Here is a 23,614-nt window from a genome sequence, read left to right on the forward strand (position 1 = left end):
GAGCAGGAAATACAGGTTCCTGGACCTGGTACCCAAAAGAATACGTTATAGAGGTGAAACCCTTGAATAAGAAAATTGCATTTTTTGACTCGGGCATCGGCGGTTTAACCGTCCTGCATGAAGCTTTACAGCAGCTGCCTGAAGAACAGTTTTTGTATTATGCAGATACGCTTCATGTCCCCTACGGAACCAAATCGGCCGATGAAGTAAGAGGGCATGTCTTTGATTGCGCGGAAGCGATCGTGCGGGAACATGTAAAAGCAATCGTGATTGCCTGCAACACGGCGACAAGTCTGGCGGTAAAGGATTTGCGTGCCAGGTATGATATCCCGGTCATCGGAATGGAGCCTGCGGTGAAGCCGGCCGTAGAGATGAATCGTGAAAGCGGGAGAAGAGTTCTTGTATTTGCAACGGCACTAACCTTGAGTCAGAGCAAATATAACGAACTCGTTTCCCGTGTGGATGACCATCATAGTGTGGATTCCATGCCACTGCCTGAAATCGTGGAATGGTGTGAACAGCTGGATTTTGATCCGGAAAAAAGTGCTGCGTATTTTCGCCGGAAGCTGGCTGATCTGGATTTGGATTCATACGGTACGGTTGTACTTGGTTGTACACATTATCCGTTCTATTCAGATATTCTCCGGACTGTACTTCCGGATCATGTACAGATTATTGATGGCAGTACAGGCACGGTCAACCGTCTGAAGCAATTGCTTGAGTTGACGGAACAGCATGGGAAGAGACCGGAGGAGCAGGTTACATTTTTGAGTTCAGGAGGACAATTGGAGGATCAGGAGAAAATGAAGGCTGCTCTTCGTTATCTTGACGCGATGTCCAGATGAGCTGTAACAGAGGGAGGAGAGAATCCTGCAATCGATCTACCTCATTCGTCACGCCAAGGCAGCAGGACAGGAGCCGAATGCCGAACTTACAGTTGATGGTCTTCGTCAGGCAGAGCGTTTGGCGGAGAAACTTGCTGTTCATCCCATTGCTTACATTGTCTCCAGTCCGTGGAAAAGAGCGCTCCAGACGGCAGCACCGCTCGCCAGAGCTGCATCTCAACATATACATACCGATGAGCGTCTTCAGGAAAGAGTGCTCAGCACTCGCCATCTGGAGAACTGGATGGAAATGCTGGAACGGACATATACGGATGAGAACTTCGCAGAAGAAGGCGGAGAGTCGTCACGCATCGCGACCGCACGTGGGATGGAAGTGCTGGAGGAATGCTGGAGTCGCCCGGAGCAATCTGCGGCTGTTATTACTCATGGCAACATGCTATCTCTGCTCCTTCGCCATTATCAAAGATCCTTTGGTTACGAAGAGTGGAGGCTGCTAACCAATCCCGATGTGTATGTGCTGGAACGGCAGCGAGGAGAGCAGGGGCCACCATCCATTCGCAGAATATGGACAGATTAAACAACAAAGAGTGCTCCAGCGATCATCTACATCGGCTAGAACACTCTTTTTCGTTTACAATCCGTTCTGTATTACAGAACGGCAATGATGACCATGACCCATCCGGCAAGGAATGCGACTCCGCCAAGCGGAGTAATTGCACCAAGTTTGCGGACACCCGTTATGCTCAGTGCATAGAGACTGCCCGAAAATAGAAGGATGCCTGCGAACAGCAGCCATCCGGCTGCCATAATGAGCGAAGACTGTTCCAGGCGGTCCGCAATCAGGCCCAGAAGGATCAATCCGAGACCGTGGGCAATGTGATACTGAACTCCGGTTTCGTATATTTTGATCATGTCTGCAGATAATTTTCGCTTGAGCGCGTGAGCACCGAACGCTCCGAGAGCTACGGCGAGAAACATCATGATACTACCGAGTACAACCAAGGTTTGCATAGGCTATTGTCTCCTTTAGTAGAGGGGTAGTTGGATCTTCGGTACAGCTTGCTGACAGCAATTACAGTTTGCGCAGTTTAATGTGCTGAATCGAGTGGTCGGCTTCTTTTCTTAAGATTAATCTGGCACGACCCTTGGTTGGCAAAATGTTCTCGTGCAGATTCTTGGCGTTAATGTCCTGCCAGATCTGACTGGCCGTCAGTACAGCTTCCTCTTCACCAATGTTGGCAAAGCGGTCATGGAAGAAGGAATCTGCATTCTGGAATGCAGTGCTGCGCAGCAGCTTGAAACGTTCAATGTACCAATGACGGATGTGCTCCTCTTCTGCATCAATATAGATGGAAAAGTCAAAAAAATCGCTGACAAGCAGCGGTGTTTCCTTTTTCACCTGCAGGACATTAATGCCTTCAATAATCAGGATGTCCGGTTGGCAGATCGTTTGCTCTTCTCCTTGAATGACATCATACGCAAGGTGGGAATACACTGGAGCTTTCACTTCCGGTTTACCCGATTTTACATCGCCCATGAACTGAATAAGAGATTTGATATCATAACTTTCGGGGAATCCCTTCCGGTTCATGATGCCTTTCTCTTCCAGTATGGCATTGGGATATAGAAAACCGTCGGTCGTAACGAGGTCAACCTTGGGTTTGTTTTTACCTCTGGCGAGCATGGCCTGGAGCAAACGGGCTGTCGTGCTTTTGCCCACGGCAACACTGCCCCCAATTCCGATGATGTAGGGAGCGGGAGATTGTTCCTTTTTTAAAAAAGAAGCCGTTAATCGATTCAATTCACGTGAAACTCTTGCATATAAGTCAATAAAGTGGGTAAGTGGTAAATAAATATCCTCCACTTCCTGAATGGATACTTCTTCATTCAATCCCTTTAGTTGTTCCAATTCGGCTTCCGTCAGTGGAAGGGTGGTCTGATGTTCTTTCAGTTCAGCCCATTCCTTGCGGTTAAACTCGATGTAAGGAGAGTATAAATTCATGAGATCCCGCTTTCTGTATGTAATGTAATCAGTGACACAATCTTTAGTGTACCAAATTTCAGGCAACTGACAACACCTTTACATTTGCAAATTTGTTATGCCGTCCGGGCGAAGAAGAAAAAGTGAAGTGATAACGGGACAATTTGTACCAGTATATGTAAAAGTCGAAGTATACCATGCGGAAGGGTGACAGCAAATGATCGTATATGAGAGAGAGCATGATTTTGTTTTGACCGCACAGCATGAGCATGGACAAGTAGCCGGCGTGATGGCTTCCCACTGGAAAGATGAGCTGCTTGCTGATTCCCGTCACCGGGAGGAGCTTATTCTTGCAGCAAGAGAACATGACCGTGGCTGGATTGAGCTGGATTCCGCCCCTTTTTGGAATGATTACAGCCAGTCCCCGTATTCGTTTCGGGATTTCCCGCTACGTCCACGTTTTGTATTTTACCAAAAAGGAATTGAAGAAGTCCGTGAAAAAAGTCTGTATGCCGGGCTATTGTGCAGCATGATGTACACGGAGCTATTTCAGAACACCTTGGGTGCTAACCCTATCGATGATGATGATATCAGGGAATATTTGAAGAAAGAACAACGATTTCAGGAAGATTGGCAGCAGCAGCTCGGCGGCGGAGATGAACTCAAGCTCAGATTGCAAGGCGACCTGGAGATCATGTTATTCTGTGATCAGCTAAGCCTTTTTCTCTGTATGGAGGAGCCGGGAACCCCCGCATCGCGCTATGATTTTTTTGCAGAGGGACTAAGCTGCACCTTCGATGCCTGTGGGAGAGAACCGATTCGGGCTGAATGGATCTCAGGTGATAAAGTAGGACTCTCTTACTTTCCATTTACTCAGGAATTCACAGTTGGTCTGCCTTACAAGTCGGTGCCCAAAGCAAGTATTCGCAAATTTGGCCTGCTTCAGGCTTATCGTCGTGCCGAGTGGAAAGAACGCAGAGTATTGATTACAAGTATGGACTGAATCATTCAGGATTAATAGCAGGCCTCGAAGATAAATTCGAGGTCTGTTTTGCTTTTGTTTTTTTATCCTGGCGAAGAGGCAGGAAAATTCAAGGGATGACCAGAAATGTTAATGTACAACCAAGGGAGAACAGCGGCAGGAGGATAATGATGAGTACCAGAATTGACATATTTACGATGTGTATGGTGTGGGACAAGCACAATGGCAAGGTTTTGTTGATGAACAGACCTGATCGTAAGGGGTTTCCAGGATATATTGCACCGGGGGGCAAGGTAGATTTCCCGGAAAGCATTGTGGACGGAGCCATGAGGGAAGTGAAGGAAGAAACGGGACTTGAGGTCCGTGAGATTACATACAAAGGGTTGGATGAGTTTTGTGATCCCGAGCAGGGACTGCGCTATATGGTTTTTAATTATTTGGCCACTTCTTTTGAAGGTGAATTATTGCAGGATCCGCCTGAAGGTGAATTGCTGTGGGTCCCGGTGGAACAGGCGCTTGAACTGCCTATGCAGGATTGGTTTGCAGAACGATTCCCGCGCTTCTTTCAAGAAGGTACTTTCGAGCGAAGCGTGATTTGGGAAAAGTCGACGAACCTTACGCTAAAAGAAACGTTTATGATGTATACCGATGCGGTATTGAGATAGAGATAGAGAGCAGTGAAAATGATAAGGAGTGCCATAGGGAGATGAAATAATGGGATACCAAGAAGCGCTTGAGGGATACATCGCAGCAACGAATACACATGATTTTGATGAGGTGAGCAAATGGGTTTCGGCCGATGCGGTGTATTGGTTTACAGGCACCTCCTGCACCACAAAGGAAGCCATTCGTTCCTATTTTGAACAGGCTTGGGACATGGTAAAAGAAGAAGTATATACAGCAGAAGATCTCTCCTGGATTGCGGTGAGTGAGACACAGGCTGTCTGCATCTACACCTATCATTGGGAAGGTATTTACCAAGGGAAGCCGGCTTCCGGGAACGGTCGAGCGACGAATGTGTTTGCTACTGGGCCGGATGGAGAATGGAAGTTAATTCATGAGCATCTAAGCGCAGGGGAAAGACGGTAAAACTTTACCAAAGAAATCATGAATGCGGTAGGGTTAAGAACGTACTAGGGACTAGAACAGAATGTATCATCCATTTCTATGTATCTGTATCCATATATTGTGATATAATGAGGTTTGCTTTTTTTGGAGGGAGAGGTGAGCAATGAGAATCTCGTACCGATCGAATTTGGACGGAATTGGCGTGGAACAACTGAGCGAACATTTTTTTGATGGCTGGCCCAATCCACCGTCGAAGGCGACTTTTTTGAGACTGTTGGAGCAATCGTATGCAGCCGAGCTTGCAGTGGATGATGAGACAGGGATGGTCATAGGCTTTATTCAAGCTATTTCGGATGGGGTGCTTAGTGCATACATTCCATTACTGGAAGTGGTGCCGGAGTTCCAAGGTAAGGGGATTGGGACAACGCTAACAGAGAGGATGCTGAAGAGGCTCCAGGGTTTGTACATGATCGATCTGTTATGTGATACCGAAACGCAGCCTTTCTATGAGAAGCAGGGAATGCGCAGAGCCAGCGGCATGATGGTTCGCCATTATTCCAATCAGAATGGAGCAGCGTACTTATAGTAAATAGAGTTATAAGATGTTTCGATACGACTTCGATACGACCGGATTAACAGAGAAGGCAAGATGTATTTTGCTATTGATCCTAATGCCAACGTGTGACGAGAATCATCCAAATTTAGCATTTAAGCTGATACATAGGCTTCTGCAAACGGGCCGTAAATGAATATTGTACGATGAAAAGGTGGAGATCCGCATGAGACTAACGTTCCGAATACTGGATTGGGAAGAGGAGAAGCCCTATGAACTTTTGCTAATGGCTGATCCCTCCAAAGCCAAAGTAGACGAATATTTAAGTCGTGGTCTATGTTTTATCGCCGAATATGAGGGCGAGATGGTAGGCGAGTTTGTTTTGCTTAAGACCCGGCCCGAGACTGTTGAGATTGTTAATATTGCCGTTCAGGAAGAATTACAGGGACAAGGCGTCGGCAAGCACATGATTAAGGAAGCGATTGAAGCAGCGGGCAGGCTGGGCTGTCGTACTGTCGAGATCGGAACTGGCAATTCCAGTTTTCATCAGTTGAAGCTGTATCAGCGCTGCGGTTTTCGCATTATAGGAGTTGATCGAGACTATTTTGTAAGACATTACGATGAAGAGATTATCGAGGACGGTATTCGCTGCGTGGATATGATCCGCCTGGCGGTGGACTTGGATACTCTAGTGGAGGAAAACAACAAGTGAGAATTTATCGGTTAGCACCTGAAAATGCGCGAATCGTTACGGCTTTTGGAAGTAGTGGAGCAGAAATTACGCGAATACTTCGAAACACCTCGGGTTTCCAGGTATCTTATCTCAAACTCACTGGCGGCGGAGAATTGGGTCTTCATCCGGCTGTTGGGGAGCAGGTGTTTCTGGTACTTGAAGGTGAAGGCTGGGTTGAAGGTGAAACGGGGGAACGTATAGTTATCCAAGCTGGAGAAGCTGCATTCTGGATGGACGGTGAGAACCATCGTTCCGGTTCGGAGCATGGGTTAACAGCCATGTTGATCGAAGGAAGTGAGCTGGATATTCGTTTGTCCTTGCATGCTAAATGAATCTGAAAAGGGGGAGGTGAAGCCTTGAGTATGCTCTGGGTGGTCGTCATTATAACGGGGTTAATCTTCACTCCATCGTTTTATCAGATGAATAAGCGGATACGACAATTGGAGGAACAGGTCAGATACCTCACGGATGAAAGAAGGAATCATTCATGAATCAACATACACATCTGGGGGTATACGGTCTTATTCGATGGGGCGACAAGATATTGTTAATTCATAAAGCACGAGGGGCATATAAAGGTCATTGGGATCTGCCTGGTGGCAGGCTGGAATTCGGAGAACAGCCGGAGACCGCCCTGCACCGCGAGATTGAAGAAGAAACGGGACTTACAGATGTGCAGGTGACTATTCGGACTGCGGAATCCACTGTTGTGCATTGGGTGTATCAGGGAATGCCTGAGGAGCTTTATCATATCGGTATTTTGTATGATGTGCAGTTGAAGTCGGACAAGCAGGCAAGTGAGATCAGGAAAGAACCGGATGGGGAAGATTCATTGGGTGCCGCTTGGTTTGCAATGGAGCAGGTTCAGCAGCTCTCCTTAACACCATTTGCCTCACATATGATTTTTGAACGTAGTTAAGAGCCAGGATTGGATATCGGGATACATGTAATAGGTACGGCAGCGTTTTAAAAGAAACCCATAGGTAGACCCAATGGTTATATATTGCCAGGTGAAGCGAGCGTACGGTATAATTTGGATATATGTTGATTGGGATCCCGCAATGGGATTTAGCGATTTGGAATATGAAAAAGAACTACACTATAATTCGCGAATTCAATTTGCTATTTATCGGGGTATAGCGCAGCCTGGTAGCGCGCACCCTTGGGGTGGGTGAGGTCGTGGGTTCAAATCCCGCTACTCCGATTCGAAACGGTACACCGAAGCGAAGGCTGTGAATCTGTCGATTCACGGTCTTTTTTTGTTGAATCTGTTCTCATATGGTTAATGTTTAACTGGACGGTTTGTTTTGACTGGTTATGGACTACAATTCATATTAAAGGGGGTTAATGCGGAAACATGGGAACAGATTTATCTGCGATATGCAGAGTTTATGCTCCATTTATCTGATTCATCTAATTTATGCATCAATTGAACTAAAAATAGGAAATGCTCCTGAGCGTAAAAGTTTATAGAATAGACATTAGAAAACGAATTCGATTTACATTGAGCTAGATGGAACCCTCGAGCAGATTCGGACACGATTCGACATCTGTGTTGGCGGCATATCCAATTATTGTTTATTATGTTTTTGAAAACGCAGACAAACCTTGACGGGAGCGTCGGAACAACGTTATTTACCCCCAACATCACGATGATTGGACTTCATGAAAAATTTCGCTTAAAATGTTGAACGAACGCAAATTACGGCTTAGTCAATGATTTCCGTCAAAAAACACGACTAAATCAAGACGGAGGGAACGTCGATGACGATCGAGGAAGGCAACAAGAAGCCCTGGGAAAGTTACTATGGACCCAATTTGGGATACGTACAAGAACAATATGAATTATTCTCTCAAGACCCTGAATCGGTTACACCCGCATATCGGGAATTGTTTGAACAATGGGGTGCTCCGCCGATGCCCGGCAGAGATGCACATACAGCCACTTATTCCGGCAACGCCCAAACAGCTTCCGGGAGCGTGGATATTCAATTATTACAGAAAGCGGTTACAGCCGGGAAACTGGTTTGGAATATTCGAACTTATGGTCACCTTGCCGCGGATATTGATCCGCTTGGCATAAGTGAGGATTCAGATACATCTTTATTGGAACCGAAGCATTTTGAATTGAATGAAGAAGATTTGAAAGCACTGCCCGCATCCCTGATCTGGGAAGGTGCAGATGGACAGACAACCAACGGCTGGGATGCCATTCAGCGTCTGCGCCAGATCTATACAGGTCCGATCGCTTATGAATTCAGCCATGTTCATGAAGTTCATGAACGCGAGTGGCTTAACCGCCGTGCTGAATCCCGGACTTCCCCGGCACCACTGAATCAGGATGAACGGAAGGCACTGCTTGAACGTCTGGTTGAGGTGGAGCAGTTCGAGGATTTCCTTCACAAAACGTTTGTGGGACAAAAACGCTTTTCGATTGAAGGAAACGACGTGCTCGTACCGATGCTGGATGAAGCAGTACGCATTATGGCACACTCGGGCTCAAGCCACATTTTGATGGGGATGGCTCACCGGGGTCGCCTGAACGTGCTCGCTCATGTCCTGGGTAAACCATACAGCAAAATTTTCTCTGAATTCCATCATTCCCCGAACAAGGATCTGGTTCCGTCTGAAGGATCGACAGGAATCAATTACGGCTGGACAGGGGATGTCAAATACCACCTTGGTGCGAACCGCTTTGTAAAAGATGGTGAAGCAGTACAGGCTCGTCTGACACTGGCTAACAATCCGAGTCATCTGGAGTACGTTAACCCTGTCGTTCAAGGCTTTGCACGTGCGGCGCAGGATGATCGGCGTGATCCGGGATATCCGAAACAGGACGTTACAAAAGCAGCGACAATTCTGATGCATGGCGATGCAGCCTTCCCTGGTGAAGGCATTGTGGCCGAAACGCTCAATTTCAAAGCACTCCCTGGCTATCAGAACGGCGGAACGATTCATATTATTGTGAACAACCGTCTCGGGTTTACAACCGATAGCAGCGATTCCCGTTCTACTTATTACGCGAGTGACCTTGCCAAAGGTTACGAGATTCCGATTGTGCATGTGAATGCAGACAATCCGGAAGCTTGTATCGCGGCGATTCGCATGGCAGCAGAGTACCGCAACAAGTTCAAGAAGGATTTCCTGATTGATCTGATCGGTTACCGCCGCTATGGTCACAATGAAACGGACGATCCAGAGACAACTCAACCGAAGGTCTATGAAAAAGTGAAGAGTCACCCTACAGTGAGTCATCTGTATCAGGACCAGCTCAAGCAGGAAGCGGTTGTTGATGATGCATCTATTGGCAGCATTCGCGATGCCGTAACGAATCGCCTGAAAGAAGCTTATGAACAAATGAAGAAAAACGAAGTTCATGAGCAGTCACAACTGAAAGCCACTCAACCTGAGGCGGTGTCGCTTATTCCAACAGCAGTACCGCTGGAAAATCTGCGCAGCATTAATGCCGATCTGTTGAAATGGCCAGAGAACTTCAATGTATATCCGAAGTTGCAGCGTATTCTGCAGCGTCGCAGTACTTCCCTGAACGAGGGCGAAAAAGTGGACTGGAGTCTTGCCGAGACATTGGCATTTGCCACAATTTTGGCTGACGGCAAGCCAATTCGGATCAGCGGACAGGACGCAGAACGTGCAACCTTCGCTCACCGGAATCTGGTATTGCATGATTCGGAGAACGGGACAACATTTTGCCCGCTGCATCATCTGCCACAAGCTCGTGCGGCGTTTGCCATTTACAACAGCCCGCTGTCGGAAGAGTCGGTACTTGGATTTGAGTATGGATATAACGTGTACTCTCCGGATACGCTTGTCATCTGGGAAGCTCAATTTGGTGACTTCGCCAACTGTGCACAGGTTATTTTTGACCAATTCGTATCCGCTGGCCGTGCCAAATGGTCTCAGAAGTCGAGTCTGGTCATGCTGCTTCCTCATGCCAATGAAGGGCAGGGACCTGAGCATACAAGTGCCCGTCTTGAACGTTTCCTGCAGCTCTGTGCAGAAGATAATATGACGGTTGCGAACTTGACGAGTGCATCCCAGTATTTCCATCTGCTGCGCCGTCAGGCTTCGTTGACTGAAACAGAAGATGCACGTCCTCTGGTCTTGATGTCGCCGAAGAGTCTTATTCGTAATCCGCGTGTTGCATCACCCGCTGCAGCGTTCAGTGAAGGCAAGTTTGAGCCTGTACTTGAACAAGCAGGGCTTGGAACCAAACCGGATCGCGTAGAACGCATCATTCTGTGCAGTGGGAAGATCGCCATCGATCTCGAGGATGCTTTTGAGAAAGACAAAGCCGACTGGTCCTGGCTTCACATCATTCGTGTTGAACAGCTGTATCCGTTCCCGGCGGAAGAAATCTCGCGCGTACTTGCACGTTTCAGCAAGCTGAAAGAATTGGTTTGGGTTCAGGAAGAGAACAAAAACATGGGAGCCTGGACATACATGGAACCTCGCTTGCGCGCTATTGCACCGGAAGGCACAACCGTGAGATACGAAGGCCGTCCGGAACACGCGAGTCCTTCCAGCGGTTATCAAAGTGTGCATAGCATGGAGCAGCAACAGATTATTACATCCGCGTTGAAGCAAACGACGAAGAATAATATTCCACTGGGGAGGTAACAGCTGTGAGTGAAATTAAAGTACCTGCAATGGGTGAATCAATTACTGAAGGAACGGTTTCCAGATGGCTTGTCAAAGAAGGCGAAACCGTAAATCAGGGTGACGTTCTTCTGGAGCTGGAAACAGATAAAGTGAATATCGAAATCAGTGCCGAAGAGAGCGGAGTACTCGAGAAAATTATTCGTCAGGAAGGCGAGACCGTTGAAATCGGAGAAACGATTGGTACACTGGGAGCAGGAACAGGAGGAGGAAGCGGAGCACCCGCTTCCCAGCCGGCTGCAGAACAGCAACAGGCTGCGGCCCCAGCTCCAGAAGCAGTGGCAGTAGCAGTAGCGACTCCACCTGCAGCTGCAGCTCCGGAATCTTCCGAGAATGGAACCAAAACGGCTTCACCAGCGGCACGCAAGCTTGCTCGCGAGCGCGGCATTGAGCTGGACCAGGTGCAAAGCAAAGATCCAATCGGACGTGTGTATCAGGAAGACGTAAAAAGTCATAACACGCAGGCACCGGCTTCAACGCCAGCTCCTGCAAGCAAAGCTCCAGCAGCACCAGCGAGTGCTCCGGCAGCTGGAGGTTCTACTTATGCTAAGCCGGTTGAACGCCAACGCATGTCCCGTCGCCGGGCTACCATTGCGAAGCGTCTGGTAGAAGCACAGCAAACGGCTGCAATGCTGACAACCTTTAACGAAGTAGACATGACTGCAATCATGGATGTTCGTAAACGTCGTAAGGACAAGTTCAAAGAGAAGCACGATATCGGCCTGGGATTCATGTCTTTCTTTACTAAAGCCGTGGTTGGCGCACTGAAAAAATTCCCAACCATCAATGCTGAGATTGATGGAGAAGATGTTGTACTCAAAAAATATTACGACATCGGAATCGCAGTGTCTGCCAAGGAAGGTCTTGTTGTTCCGGTTGTTCGCGATGCAGATCGACTGGGCTTCGCTGAGATTGAGAAGAGTATTGCGGACCTCGCTTCCAAAGCTCGCTCCAACTCTCTTGCGCTCTCCGACCTGCAAGGCGGTACGTTTACGATTACCAATGGCGGAACATTTGGTTCCCTGTTGTCTACACCGATCCTGAATACACCTCAAGTGGGTATTCTCGGTATGCATAAGATTCAGCTTCGTCCGGTGGCGATCGATGCAGAACGTATGGAAAATCGTCCAATGATGTATATCGCATTGTCTTACGATCACCGTATTATCGATGGTAGCGAGGCAGTACGCTTCCTCGTTACGGTGAAGGAACTGCTGGAAGATCCAGAATCCTTGCTGATCGAAGGGTAACACGGACCGAAACAACATTAGCAATCATTATAGGTTCACCTAGCAGAAAGCCCCTACCTGGTGCACAGTGCAAACTGTGTCCCTCGGTAGGGGCTTTCGTATTGCTATAGCTTTGTAAGGAAAGTCAGACCGTATCAGCGAGTGTATCACGAATCTCATTCGTGCGGTCTTGCTTGGAGCCCGGCGTGTGACGCTCTAGCCAGTTGACCACATGCAAGCATACTTCCTCACGATTGGTCTCGTGCAGCATCTCGTGCCGTCCTTCGGGGTACAGGCGATATTCTACATCCTGAATCTGTAGCTGTCTGTACTGGGAGACCAGGTTATACACACCTTTACCATTCAGTCCCACAGGGTCCAGTTCTCCGGAGAACAGATACACTGCTTTATCCTTTGGAATCCGCTTCATGTTTTCAGGCGTATGGATTTCCAACAACAGTTTGAAAAAATCACGAAAGAATCCGGCGGTACAGATAGCCCCGCACAATGGATCGTCGATAAATCGTTTAACTTCGTCCGCATCACGCGATAGCCAATCAAATGGTGTGTTTGCCGGACGGAAGGAACGGTTAAAGCCGCCAAACACAATGGCGTTAAGCAGCATGCTCGGATGTGCCGCACCCTGGATACTACATTGCATGAGTGCGAGTTTTTCGCCAAATCGGAGAAGACCACGCTTCCCATTGGTTCCGGACAAAATAAATGCATGGTAACGTTCATGTCCAGCATACATCAGATGCTGTACCAGGAACGACCCCATACTATGTCCCATCAGAAACAAAGGGACCCCCGGATGTTCCTTGGATGCAACCTCACCGAGATTGATCATATCACTTGCCATCCAGCGAAAAGCGTCTGCTCCGGCATTGCCAAGCAGTTTCGGATTCTCGACAGATTTCCCATGTCCTCGGTGGTCATTGGCGTAGACAGCATACCCGTGACTGGTAAGACACTTGGCGAATTCAACGTATCGTGCTGCGGTCTCGGCCATGCCGTGCGCAATCTGTACAACGCCTCTGATATCGCATTCCGGATCGGGAAGCCAGCGGTAGACATGAATGCGGGTACCTTCATTACCCACAAGGGCAAACGTAGATTCCTGCATCGTGTAACCCCTCCTTCACTGGTTTGATTAAGGTAAATAAGAACGAAGAACTGTCGTATTGCCATCCAGCGTATAAGCTCCAAGATTGGCAGGCAGCAGGTAGCATTGTCCAGCGCTCAATTCAATTTTTTCTTGGGTATCATTGTCCCATTCCAAGGTTCCGTTCCCTTCACAAACGACGAGAATGGTGAAGCTGTCAGCATGAGTAGAGAGTTCCCACCGATCCGTAACAATTCCTTTTTCTACAACAAAATAAGGGCATTCCGCAAGCTTCAGCCATTCGCCTGGTGTCGCGTTATTCGTTTTCATTGTGGTAGCACCAGCGCCCTCATAGGCAGTCACATTCAAGGAATCCTCAACATGCAGCTCGCGTGGTTTTCCATCCAGTCCTGGACGATTATAATCGTAGATCCGATAAGTGGTATCCGAATTTTGCTGGATCTCGGCAACGACTACTCCTGCGCACAGAGCATGTACCGTTCCGGCAGGGATGAAGAACGTATCTCCCGCTTCAACCGGTACTTGACGGAGCGTATCCATTACCGTGCCATTCTCCAATGCTTCCTTCAGTACCGCACGATCGACTCCTTCGTTTAGACCATAGATGATGTGCGCTCCCGGTTTCGCATCCAGCACATACCACATTTCTGTTTTGCCAAGTTCACCTGGAGGAAGGGCTTCATAATCATCTGTCGGATGAACCTGTACGGATAGATCATCATTGCAGTCCAGCAGTTTGATCAGGAGGGGGAAGCGTCCGCCTTTTTCGGATACACCTTTTGTTCCGAGCCACGAAGTGCCCAGCTGTTCCCGCACTTCATCCAGACCTTTACCTGCAAGTTCGCCATTAATGACTTTGGTTGTACCGTTAGGATGATCTGCAATCATCCATCCTTCTCCAATATGTCCTTCGGGTGGTGTCAGACCGAATTGCTCCAGCGCCCGACCTCCCCATACACGTTCTTTAAACTCGGGTTGAAATTGTAGTGGGTATGGCTTAGACATCGTAATCTCTCCTCTAGTATATGAAGTGGTGAATCGCTTTAATCAAATCCATGTCTGTGCAGCCCGGATTGTATACGGTTGCAGCAGCCAAATATGTAAAGCACGCATCGTCATAGTAAACGAGCCAAGATTAGAGCTTGGCCCATATTTATAAACAGTGATGTCGTGCTGTTTAATGTGTTTATTTTATGGCATTTGGAGAGTAAAGGAAATTACTTTTTCTCAATGCCAATCAGAAATGGAGAGGCTGCACGCTGCAGCTGGCGGTACATCACAACTTGTGCCTGGTCTACAGGCAACGCCGAACACCAGGCCAGTACGGCATCTGCCTCCTGTGCACCACCCTCATGGCCCGGATACAATACAGCTGTAATTATACCGCGTGGTCGCAATAGGCCTAGTGCTGCTTCCAATGCCCCAATCGTGCTGTCCGTTTGAGTAATAACAGAAGCATCCGCACCTTCGGCCGGCAGGTATCCCAGGTTAAACATGACTGCGCCAACTTGGCCCTGCCATTGCTCGGGAACAGCTTCAGCCATGCGATCATGACTTAACTCCATCAGGGAGATGGAACCGAGCTTTGAGCCGTCTTCCTGTTTACGAATTCGGGCTTGTGCAAGAGTCAGCGCTTCATTTTGGATATCGAAACCGATGACTTGGCCGCGTTTCCCAACCTGCTGTGCGAGAAACAGGGTATCCGCACCAGTGCCTACTGTAGCATCAATCGCAAAATCCCCGGGCTGCAAACGGGAGGATACCCATTGATGGGCGCAGCTAAGAACCGAGAGAAAGCCCATCTTATGCTCCCCTCCAATATTTACCCTGCCATGAATCACGTAAACGTAATTCGCGGTCAATGGAATTCAGCACTTCCCACTTTTTCATGGACCACATCGGCCCAATCAACAGATCACGCGGAGCATCACCGGTGAGGCGATGCACAATCATTTCCGGCGGAAGCATCTCGAGTGTATCGACAATCAGTTTGATGTACTCGTCTTGTTCCAGGAATCGAAGAAGCCCGGCTTCATACTGTTTGACCATTGGCGTCTTGCGCATGAGGTGCAGCAGATGGATCTTAATGCCTTGCACATCCATATTGGCTACTGCGCGTCCGGTATCCAGCATCATTTCATGCGTTTCCTGAGGCAAGCCATAGATGATATGTGTACACACACGTATATTCCGTTTCCGCAGTTTCTCTACGGCCTCTTCATAACATTTCGTATCATGCGCGCGGTTGATGAGCGTTGAGGTCGACTCGTGGATGGTTTGGAGTCCCATTTCAACCCACAGGTAGGTACGTTCATTCAGTTCGGCCAGGTAATCCACAACATCGTCAGGCAGACAATCGGGGCGAGTGGCGATGGACAGACCAACGACACCGGGCTGTTGTAAAATCACTTCAAAATACTCACGGAGCTGCTCCACAGGAGCATACGTGTTCGTATATGCCTGGAAATAGCCAATGTACTGGGCCGTAGGCCATTTGAGGTGCTGTTTGTCCCGAATCGTATTAAATTGGGTAACCAGATCATCCCGCCGGCTGCCGGCAAAATCTCCTGATCCCCGTGCACTGCAGAAGGTACATCCGCCTTTGGCAATTGAACCGTCACGGTTTGGGCAGGTGAATCCTGCATCAAGCATAACTTTGAACACTTTATTGTTGAACTCGTTTCGCATTTCATAATTCCAGGTGTGGAATCGTTTATCTCCCCAGGAAAGAGGAGGTTGTATTGCAGGTGCATTCATCTTCAGGGTGCTCCTTTGGCTGCCGCATTCCCTCTCGGGAGAGACAGATGTTTATCTATTCACGTGATAGAACGGATTGTAATAATCCGTGTCTCCATGGACTTTAACCATTGTATCAAAAAACGCAAAAAAAGGGGAATTCGAACTCAAAAATAGACTGGTTTATCAAGGTTTTTCGCTTGCTATAGTTTACACCTTGTGTTATATTTAACTTAACGTCAGACAGCATCCAATGGGTACTATTCATCATAGCATTTGAATCAAAATTGACGTCATGGACCATACTAAACCGTGAGGTGATATGAATGAATTCCCAAGTTAAAAACAATAACCTTCATCATGTATCAGTAGAACTGACGGCAGAAGAAGCACTGGCTTTGACAGGTGTTCGTTTTAATGGAAATCCGAAAGTGGAAGCGGCTGCAAGACAAAAAGTTCGCACAGCTTTCGAAAAGACATTTGATTTTTCACACCAAGATAAGGTAGACTATGAACTATTAAAGTAGTTGGACCCCAATTCCAAATAAATCGAAGAGGGAATCTTTGAGATTTGCCCCAAGTGGCAGATCCGAAGATTCCTTTTTCATTGCTCTTTACAATTGGCCGGTTCTTCGGCAAAATGAGTCTGAGACAAGTATGGACAAACGGAGGAATAAAATGCGTTTACGTGGCAGAAAAGGGATTCGGGAAAATCTGGAGGAGCAAGTGGATCTTGTTGTTCTGGAACCCAAACAGTACAAGGGGAAATGGTCTGAACTGTTTGGCAATGACCATCCGATCTTTGTTGAATTTGGTATGGGTAAAGGTCAATTTATCAGCCAAATGAGTTATAAATATCCGCAATACAATTTTATCGGTATCGATATGTATGATGAATTGGTGCGCCGGGCTAGTGAGAAGGCCCGTAATGCGTGGAGTGAGTGTGATGTAGAAACTCCGCCCAATGTGAAGCTTGTGCTGGCGAACATTGAACAGATCGAGGAAGTGTTCGAAGTGGCTGAACTGGAACGAATCTATCTGAACTTCAGTGACCCATGGCCAAAAGCCAAGCATGCACGCCGCCGTTTGACTCATCCGCGGTTTTTGAAGAAATACACGGAGCTGCTTAACGCCAAGGGCCAAATTCATTTCAAAACCGATTCGGAGACCTTGTTCGAGTTCTCGCTTAACGCGATTGCCGACTACGGTCTGCAGATGACTAATCTGTCCCTGAACCTTCACCGTGATGGATTGAATGAAGAGCATGTCATGACAGAATACGAGCAGAAATTCATGGGTAAAGGCATGAACATTCACCGTGTGGAAGTAATTGTGGGTGAAGAAGCGCTGCGTGAGTATCAGCAGATGCGTCTGGACAAGTACAAAGTACGTGAAGCTTCGGATGATTCCGGAGAAGACCAAGAGTAATAATGAATAAGCGGCACATGGAGGAGAGACTCATCACTTCGTGTGCAGCTTTTTTTTTTTGATTTTTCTTCTTCAAGATCATTTAGGAGATATCAATATCATTACATTTGCTCGGAGCGCAGTTCCTTGCGACGATAATCATTGGGGGTCACTCCATTAAACTTTTTGAACATGCGATAAAAGTAGGAGCTGTTCGTGAATCCCGTTTTCTCTGCAATATCTGCAACGGAATTCTCGGTCTCAATCAGCAGATGCTGGGCTTTGATGATTCGTGTCTCGTTAATCACATCCGTTAGTCCTTTTAACGTGAGTTGTTTATACAGCCTGCTGATATAGATGGGCGACATGGTGAGTTCCTCAGCAATGGAGGTGAGGCAGAGATTGGTGTCGGCATAGTCCCGTTCAATAATGCTGTTAATTCGGCGTAGGAGCTCTTCATGCCTCAGCGTTCGCTTCTCTTCCACTTTTAATCCCAACTCATCGAATAGACGATAGAAATGGGCATGGACTTCACGGAGCTCCTCCGCTTCATGGAGAGGTAGCATTGCAGCGTCCGAGATCGTGTTCAGTGTAAGCTGGTTATTTTTCTTAAGCGTATTGCGTACGTGGTTCAGTGTCATCGTCAGATGGGATAGAGCCAACTGGAATACGGTAAAAGGGTATGCTGCCGTTTCATCCACAATATCCGTATAAATTTGTTTGGCTTCGCATGTTTTTCCTGTCATGAGGCAATCAATGAGCTGCCGCTCTTTACTTGCCGGAAATGCATATTCCTTGGCCTGATACGCCATGATGTCAGTTGTGTACAGCAGGCAGCCCGGACCGCTGAATAATCGGTGCAGGGAAGCCTCCGCTGAGTGGGGGTAGCCGGCGATCGCATCCTCGAAAGAGTTTTCCTCGGGCCCGACAGTGAACGAAACGGAGCATTTCAGATGCAGCATTACCGCATCCTGCAGCATACGCAGTAGTTCCTCCATATCTTCCTCTTCATCCTGTACGTTTTGCTGATCAGGATTTTTGTGATTGAAAAGAAGGCTAATCATGTCCCCGCCCATATCGACGGTTTCCGTGTGGTAGCGAAATTCCGCCGATTCCATGCAAATGTTCATCATCGCATATTTTACCAGCTTGATATCGTCCCGGTAGGTTTCGCAAAAATCAGAAAAACGATCAATACGCAACAATACCAGTCTGGACGGACGATAAACCTGGACAGACGAACCATAAAACTTCATGCGCTCTTCCAAAATCCCCCCGGAGACTGTCTCTCGCCCCTGTAGAGCACCGCGCAAATAATCCTGACGCAAGATGTGCAGACTGCCACGACGCTCGGCTTCCATAACTCGCATGCGAACAATGACTTTATCGATGGGGTGATATAACTTCCGAGAAACTAGGTAAGAGAGCAGCAATCCAGCAATCAGCAAGCCCAGACAAAACAGAACGGTGTGTGTGCGCATGCTGCGAATATCAGCAGTGATCAGATGATCAGGTGTAATTCGTACATAACGCCATCCCAAATTATCAGGTGCAGTATAGGTGATAAGTGATTTTTCCCCGTCAACGTCAGCGGTAAAGTAGGCAGATTGCTCCGTATTTTGCAGAATGGGGCGCATGAAAGCTTCCTTGGAGAGATCCTGCATTAAGGTCCGATCTCCAAAATCAGACAGCAGCTGTCCGTTTTCGTTAATAATAAATGTTTTGCCCGGCTGATCCACTGCATTGATGTTGGGACTTAACCAATCGTCCTTGATATTGACTACGACGGCGTAGTTTAATTCGGCATTATCATTGATCGTGTCATAGCAGAGATAGGTGTAGCTATTCACTTCAACTTCTTCTGTAGAACCAACCTGGTAAGTACGCGGGATCGGAACAAAGGGTTTGTATTCATGAAATCGCTGGAGGATATCCTTAATCCCCTGGTCGTCTAATTCGGCTAGGGTCTGCTGACCATTACGTGTTTCTGAACTGATAAAGAATTCGTTGCTTTTGGAGTTGTATACATAGATGGATTCGATAAAGGGAAGGGACATGCGGTAGTTATCGAGCTGCTCCATGGCTGGAGTGACTTCATAAATGCTTGGTTTAGAGTACAGGAGAAGTGCAGAGATGCTGTAGTCCTGATAAATCTGATAAGACAACGATTTGGCCGTTTCGGTCATTTTGGATACTTCGCGGCTGGTCTGTGTGAGACTGTTCATATCAGTGCGATAGACCTGGCGGAGAGCGATGCGATTGTAGTTGACGTAGAGAATGGCAGAAGCGACGAGCAGGGTAGCAACGGTACTGACAATGATGCCAATCAGTATCCGAGAAAATACGTTTTGACTGTCCTCCGAACGTTTGCGCATCAATCAGTTCCCCCTGAACATGTGCATTTTGGGTGAGAAAAACTTATTTCACAGCGTTATGCTCTGTTTCACAGCAGGCCGCTTTGGATGAGGGTAGCCCTTCAAATTATATATCATGTATGCGTTTACATCAATGTTGTACAAGGTTTAAAAGGTTGTTTCAGTACATATCGTTCAACTTTCGCTGAATTGTTCACGATGCCCAGGTTATGCACGATATCAACATTTGTGAACGTACTGGAGTTCTTTTCAGTGTTGGTTCACATTGTTCATACCCGGTTTGGCAACATCGTTCATTTTCCGGGGGGAAGCTTCAGTATCCGGGAGCGGGAAGGGCGTCTACACTAAAAACAGAGCTCCACGGCGCATCTGCGCTGCAAGAAATCCGGGAGGGATCGAGCCATGCTCAAAGAACTGAACAAAAACAAAATCATGTTTCTGATGCTGCTGCCTACACTGATCTTTTTTCTCATTAACTCGTATTTTCCGATGGTGGGTATCTATTATGCGTTTACCCGGTACGACTTTGAAGGCGGATTATTCGGCAGTCCCTTCGTAGGGCTGGAAAACTTCAAGTTTCTCTGGCAGTCCGGCATGCTGCTGAAGCTTACGACCAACACGGTCGGTTATAACCTGGCTTTCATTGTACTGGGGAACGGACTCGCCATTTTCTGTGCCATTATGTTAAGTGAAGTCCGTGGCAAGCTCTTTAAGAAAATTACGCAATCCGTGATGTTCTTACCCTATTTCATCTCCTTTGTACTACTCAGTGTAATCGCTTACAACATGTTCAACTACGAATCCGGTTTTGTAAACACGGTGCTCAAACGCTTTGAAGCAGGCCCGATTGATATTTATAACACACCCTGGATATGGGTGTTCCTGATCATTATCTTTTATCTATGGAAGAATCTTGGCTACAGTATGGTGATCTATCTGGCGGCTATTACCGGGATCAGTGACGAGTATTATGAGGCTGCCCGAATTGATGGAGCGAATATTTTTCAGCGTATCTGGTATATTACCGTTCCGATGCTGAAACCGACCTTTGTCATTCTGCTTCTGTTCTCTCTGGGGAGCATTATGAAGGGACAATTTGATCTTTTTTATCAGCTTATTGGCAATAACGGTGTGCTGTATAACGCCACAGACATCATTGATACGTACGTGTATCGCTCCCTGAAAGTGACCTTTGATATCGGAATGGCTACCGCAGCAGGCCTGTACCAGTCTCTATTCGGCTTCATTTTGATCATGACCGTGAACTATATCATTCGAAAAGTAAATGAGGATTACGCCTTGTTCTAAACCGCCCGACGGGCAGAAGGGAGAACCATCATGCATACTACCCGTGCCAGAGATTCGGAATTTACCTTGCTGTTTAAGATCATCGCTTATGGCGTCATTCTGATTTTGTCCATCATGTGCCTGCTGCCTTTTCTTCTAATCCTATCCGGCTCGTTCAGCAGCAATGAATCGATTGTAAGAGATGGATATCATCTCTTTCCAACAGACTTTTCCCTGGAAGGCTATCAAATGGTGTTCAAGTTCCCTACTCAAGTGCTGAAAGCATACGGAGTGACTGTCTTTACAACCGTTGTGGGGACCGCGCTCGGACTGTTTCTCATTACGATGGCGGGCTTCGTACTGCAGCGCAAAGATTTTAAATACCGCAATACCTTCTCTTTCTTCATCTACTTCACCACGCTCTTTGGCGGTGGGTTGGTGCCTTGGTACATTATGCTGGCAAATTACTTCAATCTGACGGATACGTATACCGTATTGATTTTCCCTGGATTGATGACGCCATTTCTCATCATTTTGATGAAAAACTTTATCCGTTCCGCCGTTCCGGATGAGCTGGTTGAATCCGCCAAAATGGATGGCGCGAATGATTTCCGCATTTACTTCAGCATTGTATTGAAACTGGCGATGCCTGGGATCGCAACCGTAGGTTTATTTTTAGCTCTGGGGTACTGGAATGACTGGTTTACTTCGTCCCTGTTCATTAACAACCCGGATATGTACCAGCTGCAGTTTTACCTGTATAACACGATGAATACGATTACTTTCATTGATCAGATGGCCATCGGCACAGGAATTACACTCAGCCTGGATGTACCTACGGAATCAACCAAGATGGCTATGGCGATTGTGGTGACGGGTCCGATATTGTTCCTCTATCCGTTTGTACAGCGCTATTTTGTCAAAGGTCTTACGATTGGTGCGGTAAAAGGTTAGAACGTAAAAATGCTCGGGGCGTCCGCCAGTTCTTCGTTTACTACTGCTCGCGTCCTGGCAGTTTACGCTAACATATAAGGTTTCCTACAAAAGGGAGGATGCATATGCGCAACAAAATAATTCGGCACCTGTCTCTGGTGCTGGCCCTGATGATGTTTGCCGGGGTATTAGCCGCGTGTAATAACGGATCTGGGGGATCAGTACAAGGGGGCAAGGAGGGCACTTCACCAACAGACAAAGGCGAGAAGGTCACCCTTCAGTTTTATATGCTTGGGGACGCGCCCAAAGACTTGCCTGTCATTGAGTCCGAGATTAACAAACTCGCTGAGGCTGATCTGAACGTCAACGTAAAATTCAACTACACTTCCTGGACGGATTGGGATCAAAAATATAAACTGCTTCTGTCTTCTGGCCAGCCGATTGACCTAATTTTCACTGCGGACTGGACATTCTATCAATCGTATGCCAAAAAAGGAGCATTCCTGCCGCTCGACGAGCTGCTGCCGAAGGCTGCACCAACATTGCAATCCCACGTACCCGATGACATGTGGAACGCTGTTAAAATCAATGAAAAAATCTATACCGTACCTTCGACCTGGATCGAATATGTGACAGAAGGAATTGCTTACCGTGAGGACCTGCGTGAAAAGTATAATTTGCCCAAACCAGAATCTCTGGAGACGCTTGAAGCTTATCTTGAAGGAATCAAAGCCAATGAACCGAGCATGATTCCGATCGCGGACAACAATTCCAATCACACTCACGGCATCCGTCAGTTGACCTCCAAATTGGTGAATACGGCTGGTCAGCTCCCTTACGGACTTGATATTATGTACGATTCACCGTCAACCATCACATCCTATTGGGGATCAGCCCAGCATCTGGAGGATCTGAAAACGTACAAACGCTGGATGGATAAAGGGTTTTTTCCGAAAAACGTGCTGAACGTAAAGGACACATCGAATTCACTGCTGCAAAATGGCAAGGCGGCTGTTGTTCTATCGGGCGAGAACCCGAACAAGTTTAATGCGGATGTGATCAAAGTCCAATCTACGCATCCTGATTGGAAGCTGGGATACTTTGCTTATCCAAATGCCAAAGGTTTTGCACAGCCGGTTCATCCGATTCACAATGGATTCGCCATACCGCGAAGCAGCAAAAATCCGGAAAAGGCACTCGCTTTTTATGAGAAGCTGGTAACAGACAAACGTTACAACTGGCTTACGGAATACGGTGTAGAAGGCAAGAACTTTGAAGTGCAGGATGGGTACTACAAAATGGTGGGCGATGCTCAAACCAATGGCTTCCCGCGCGAGGGCATGAATGGCTGGGCTTGGCGGAATCCGGACTTCATGCTCTATGATAAAACGTTCGACGACGTACTCGCCATGTTCGAGGAGCTCGATAAAATTAAGAAGCCGGATATCTTTACCGGATTTGCGGAGGATTGGACACCGTTTCAGGCGGAGAAGGCTGCGCTTGAGCAAGTGGAGAAACAGTATCTGTATCCACTGAACGTTGGTTTGGTTGCAGACGTTGAAGCAGGCCTGAACACATTTATGGAAAAAGCTAAGCAGGCGGGGCTAGAGAAAATACAAGCAGAGTATACCAAACAATGGCAGGAATATTTGAAATCGGCGGGCATTCAGTAGTTTGTATTT

23 protein-coding genes and 1 tRNA gene are annotated in these 23,614 nt (G+C 47.4%); 17 read left to right on the forward strand and 7 right to left on the reverse strand.

Translation table 11 applies throughout. The features are described 5' to 3' along the window. The first annotated feature begins 62 nt into the window (after positions 1-62). The gene (murI, locus tag F4V51_RS08495; protein WP_153977654.1) at positions 63-845 is read left to right on the forward strand and encodes a glutamate racemase; all 783 of its coding nucleotides are present in this window, start codon (positions 63-65) and stop codon (positions 843-845) included. Between the two features lie 43 nt (positions 846-888). After that, a complete protein-coding gene (locus F4V51_RS08500) occupies positions 889-1,422 on the forward strand; it encodes a histidine phosphatase family protein (RefSeq protein WP_236146796.1) in 534 nt (177 codons plus the stop codon). A 71-nt stretch (positions 1,423-1,493) separates the two neighbouring features. On the opposite strand, the gene F4V51_RS08505 is transcribed toward F4V51_RS08500, so the two are convergent. Together F4V51_RS08505 and coaA are read right to left on the reverse strand one after the other, a co-directional pair. Further along, positions 1,494-1,856 carry a DUF423 domain-containing protein gene (locus F4V51_RS08505; RefSeq protein WP_110821130.1) on the reverse strand — a complete coding sequence of 121 codons (363 nt, stop codon included), beginning with the start codon at positions 1,854-1,856 and terminating at the stop codon, positions 1,494-1,496. A gap of 61 nt (positions 1,857-1,917) precedes the next feature. Beyond that, entirely contained in the window at positions 1,918-2,847 is a 930-nt protein-coding gene (gene coaA, locus F4V51_RS08510) for a type I pantothenate kinase (protein WP_095359147.1), read from the reverse strand. A gap of 196 nt (positions 2,848-3,043) precedes the next feature. Between coaA and F4V51_RS08515 the strand changes: the two genes are divergently transcribed. The 10 genes from F4V51_RS08515 to odhB all read left to right on the forward strand — a co-directional run bounded on the left by F4V51_RS08515 (position 3,044) and on the right by odhB (position 12,089). Further along, a complete protein-coding gene (locus tag F4V51_RS08515; protein ID WP_153977656.1) occupies positions 3,044-3,829 on the forward strand; it encodes a DUF3891 family protein in 786 nt (261 codons plus the stop codon). Positions 3,830-3,978: 149 nt separating this feature from the next. Then, on the forward strand, positions 3,979-4,473 hold the full coding sequence (locus F4V51_RS08520) for an 8-oxo-dGTP diphosphatase (RefSeq protein WP_153980622.1): 495 nt from the start codon (positions 3,979-3,981) through the stop codon (positions 4,471-4,473). A gap of 49 nt (positions 4,474-4,522) precedes the next feature. Next, positions 4,523-4,897, forward strand: a complete 375-nt coding sequence (locus tag F4V51_RS08525) for a YybH family protein (RefSeq protein ID WP_153977657.1) — start codon at positions 4,523-4,525, stop codon at positions 4,895-4,897. A gap of 142 nt (positions 4,898-5,039) precedes the next feature. Beyond that, positions 5,040-5,462, forward strand: a complete 423-nt coding sequence (locus F4V51_RS08530) for a GNAT family N-acetyltransferase (protein ID WP_153977658.1) — start codon at positions 5,040-5,042, stop codon at positions 5,460-5,462. 193 nt (positions 5,463-5,655) lie between these two features. After that, entirely contained in the window at positions 5,656-6,141 is a 486-nt protein-coding gene (locus tag F4V51_RS08535; RefSeq protein ID WP_153977659.1) for a GNAT family N-acetyltransferase, read from the forward strand. Next, complete coding sequence (locus F4V51_RS08540) at positions 6,138-6,494, forward strand: cupin domain-containing protein (RefSeq protein ID WP_153977660.1); 357 nt, start codon at positions 6,138-6,140, stop codon at positions 6,492-6,494. Before F4V51_RS08535 ends, F4V51_RS08540 begins: the two co-directional genes overlap by 4 nt. 155 nt (positions 6,495-6,649) lie before the next feature. Next, the gene (locus tag F4V51_RS08545; protein ID WP_153977661.1) at positions 6,650-7,081 is read left to right on the forward strand and encodes an NUDIX domain-containing protein; all 432 of its coding nucleotides are present in this window, start codon (positions 6,650-6,652) and stop codon (positions 7,079-7,081) included. 211 nt (positions 7,082-7,292) lie between these two features. Continuing rightward, positions 7,293-7,366, forward strand: a tRNA-Pro gene (locus tag F4V51_RS08550). A 560-nt stretch (positions 7,367-7,926) separates the two neighbouring features. Then, positions 7,927-10,800 (forward strand): 2-oxoglutarate dehydrogenase E1 component, encoded by a 2,874-nt coding sequence (locus F4V51_RS08555; RefSeq protein ID WP_153977662.1) that lies wholly within the window; start codon positions 7,927-7,929, stop codon positions 10,798-10,800. Positions 10,801-10,805: 5 nt separating this feature from the next. Beyond that, on the forward strand, positions 10,806-12,089 hold the full coding sequence (odhB, locus tag F4V51_RS08560; protein ID WP_095359138.1) for a 2-oxoglutarate dehydrogenase complex dihydrolipoyllysine-residue succinyltransferase: 1,284 nt from the start codon (positions 10,806-10,808) through the stop codon (positions 12,087-12,089). Between the two features lie 124 nt (positions 12,090-12,213). Here the strand turns inward: odhB and F4V51_RS08565 are convergent, their stop codons facing one another. The 4 genes from F4V51_RS08565 to F4V51_RS08580 all read right to left on the reverse strand — a co-directional run bounded on the left by F4V51_RS08565 (position 12,214) and on the right by F4V51_RS08580 (position 15,951). Then, entirely contained in the window at positions 12,214-13,194 is a 981-nt protein-coding gene (locus tag F4V51_RS08565) for an alpha/beta fold hydrolase (protein WP_153977663.1), read from the reverse strand. 27 nt (positions 13,195-13,221) lie between these two features. Beyond that, positions 13,222-14,199, reverse strand: a complete 978-nt coding sequence (locus tag F4V51_RS08570; RefSeq protein WP_095288348.1) for a type I phosphomannose isomerase catalytic subunit — start codon at positions 14,197-14,199, stop codon at positions 13,222-13,224. Positions 14,200-14,411: 212 nt separating this feature from the next. Continuing rightward, a complete protein-coding gene (locus F4V51_RS08575) occupies positions 14,412-14,996 on the reverse strand; it encodes a tRNA 5-(aminomethyl)-2-thiouridylate-methyltransferase MnmM (RefSeq protein WP_153977664.1) in 585 nt (194 codons plus the stop codon). A gap of 1 nt (position 14,997) precedes the next feature. Next, the gene (locus F4V51_RS08580; protein ID WP_127539338.1) at positions 14,998-15,951 is read right to left on the reverse strand and encodes a tRNA modification radical SAM protein MnmL/YtqA; all 954 of its coding nucleotides are present in this window, start codon (positions 15,949-15,951) and stop codon (positions 14,998-15,000) included. 305 nt (positions 15,952-16,256) lie between these two features. Between F4V51_RS08580 and F4V51_RS08585 the strand changes: the two genes are divergently transcribed. Further along, on the forward strand, positions 16,257-16,457 hold the full coding sequence (locus F4V51_RS08585) for a hypothetical protein (RefSeq protein ID WP_095288345.1): 201 nt from the start codon (positions 16,257-16,259) through the stop codon (positions 16,455-16,457). A 151-nt stretch (positions 16,458-16,608) separates the two neighbouring features. Continuing rightward, a complete protein-coding gene (gene trmB / locus F4V51_RS08590; RefSeq protein ID WP_153977665.1) occupies positions 16,609-17,358 on the forward strand; it encodes a tRNA (guanosine(46)-N7)-methyltransferase TrmB in 750 nt (249 codons plus the stop codon). 101 nt (positions 17,359-17,459) lie between these two features. Here trmB and F4V51_RS08595 read toward each other — a convergent pair whose 3' ends face one another. Beyond that, positions 17,460-19,712 (reverse strand): AraC family transcriptional regulator, encoded by a 2,253-nt coding sequence (locus F4V51_RS08595; protein WP_153977666.1) that lies wholly within the window; start codon positions 19,710-19,712, stop codon positions 17,460-17,462. Between the two features lie 402 nt (positions 19,713-20,114). Between F4V51_RS08595 and F4V51_RS08600 the strand changes: the two genes are divergently transcribed. The 3 genes from F4V51_RS08600 to F4V51_RS08610 all read left to right on the forward strand — a co-directional run bounded on the left by F4V51_RS08600 (position 20,115) and on the right by F4V51_RS08610 (position 23,605). Continuing rightward, positions 20,115-21,020 carry an ABC transporter permease gene (locus F4V51_RS08600; protein WP_153977667.1) on the forward strand — a complete coding sequence of 302 codons (906 nt, stop codon included), beginning with the start codon at positions 20,115-20,117 and terminating at the stop codon, positions 21,018-21,020. A gap of 30 nt (positions 21,021-21,050) precedes the next feature. Further along, positions 21,051-21,953, forward strand: a complete 903-nt coding sequence (locus F4V51_RS08605) for a carbohydrate ABC transporter permease (protein WP_153977668.1) — start codon at positions 21,051-21,053, stop codon at positions 21,951-21,953. 98 nt (positions 21,954-22,051) lie between these two features. Further along, positions 22,052-23,605: an ABC transporter substrate-binding protein gene (locus F4V51_RS08610; RefSeq protein WP_415752989.1), complete on the forward strand. Its 1,554-nt coding sequence runs from the start codon at positions 22,052-22,054 to the stop codon at positions 23,603-23,605. The last annotated feature ends 9 nt before the right edge of the window (positions 23,606-23,614 follow it).

It is taken from the genome of Paenibacillus xylanilyticus, from assembly GCF_009664365.1.
In the GTDB taxonomy this organism is placed as follows: Bacteria; Bacillota; Bacilli; order Paenibacillales; family Paenibacillaceae; genus Paenibacillus; species Paenibacillus xylanilyticus_A.

What these genes read in the sequence shown, in the direction of transcription:
- F4V51_RS08525 (WP_153977657.1), top strand. Translation starts at nt 4,523, where the DNA reads ATGGGATACCAAGAAGCGCTTGAGGGATACATCGCAGCAACGAATACA.
- F4V51_RS08570 (WP_095288348.1), bottom strand. Translation starts at nt 14,199, where the DNA reads ATGTCTAAGCCATACCCACTACAATTTCAACCCGAGTTTAAAGAACGT.
- coaA (WP_095359147.1), bottom strand. Translation starts at nt 2,847, where the DNA reads ATGAATTTATACTCTCCTTACATCGAGTTTAACCGCAAGGAATGGGCT.
- F4V51_RS08520 (WP_153980622.1), top strand. Translation starts at nt 3,979, where the DNA reads ATGAGTACCAGAATTGACATATTTACGATGTGTATGGTGTGGGACAAG.
- F4V51_RS08515 (WP_153977656.1), top strand. Translation starts at nt 3,044, where the DNA reads ATGATCGTATATGAGAGAGAGCATGATTTTGTTTTGACCGCACAGCAT.
- F4V51_RS08595 (WP_153977666.1), bottom strand. Translation starts at nt 19,712, where the DNA reads ATGCGCAAACGTTCGGAGGACAGTCAAAACGTATTTTCTCGGATACTG.
- F4V51_RS08600 (WP_153977667.1), top strand. Translation starts at nt 20,115, where the DNA reads ATGCTCAAAGAACTGAACAAAAACAAAATCATGTTTCTGATGCTGCTG.
- F4V51_RS08585 (WP_095288345.1), top strand. Translation starts at nt 16,257, where the DNA reads ATGAATTCCCAAGTTAAAAACAATAACCTTCATCATGTATCAGTAGAA.
- F4V51_RS08505 (WP_110821130.1), bottom strand. Translation starts at nt 1,856, where the DNA reads ATGCAAACCTTGGTTGTACTCGGTAGTATCATGATGTTTCTCGCCGTA.
- F4V51_RS08555 (WP_153977662.1), top strand. Translation starts at nt 7,927, where the DNA reads ATGACGATCGAGGAAGGCAACAAGAAGCCCTGGGAAAGTTACTATGGA.
- F4V51_RS08605 (WP_153977668.1), top strand. Translation starts at nt 21,051, where the DNA reads ATGCATACTACCCGTGCCAGAGATTCGGAATTTACCTTGCTGTTTAAG.
- trmB (WP_153977665.1), top strand. Translation starts at nt 16,609, where the DNA reads ATGCGTTTACGTGGCAGAAAAGGGATTCGGGAAAATCTGGAGGAGCAA.
- F4V51_RS08530 (WP_153977658.1), top strand. Translation starts at nt 5,040, where the DNA reads ATGAGAATCTCGTACCGATCGAATTTGGACGGAATTGGCGTGGAACAA.
- F4V51_RS08610 (WP_415752989.1), top strand. Translation starts at nt 22,052, where the DNA reads ATGCATATGCGCAACAAAATAATTCGGCACCTGTCTCTGGTGCTGGCC.
- F4V51_RS08535 (WP_153977659.1), top strand. Translation starts at nt 5,656, where the DNA reads ATGAGACTAACGTTCCGAATACTGGATTGGGAAGAGGAGAAGCCCTAT.
- F4V51_RS08580 (WP_127539338.1), bottom strand. Translation starts at nt 15,951, where the DNA reads ATGAATGCACCTGCAATACAACCTCCTCTTTCCTGGGGAGATAAACGA.
- F4V51_RS08565 (WP_153977663.1), bottom strand. Translation starts at nt 13,194, where the DNA reads ATGCAGGAATCTACGTTTGCCCTTGTGGGTAATGAAGGTACCCGCATT.
- F4V51_RS08545 (WP_153977661.1), top strand. Translation starts at nt 6,650, where the DNA reads ATGAATCAACATACACATCTGGGGGTATACGGTCTTATTCGATGGGGC.
- F4V51_RS08575 (WP_153977664.1), bottom strand. Translation starts at nt 14,996, where the DNA reads ATGGGCTTTCTCTCGGTTCTTAGCTGCGCCCATCAATGGGTATCCTCC.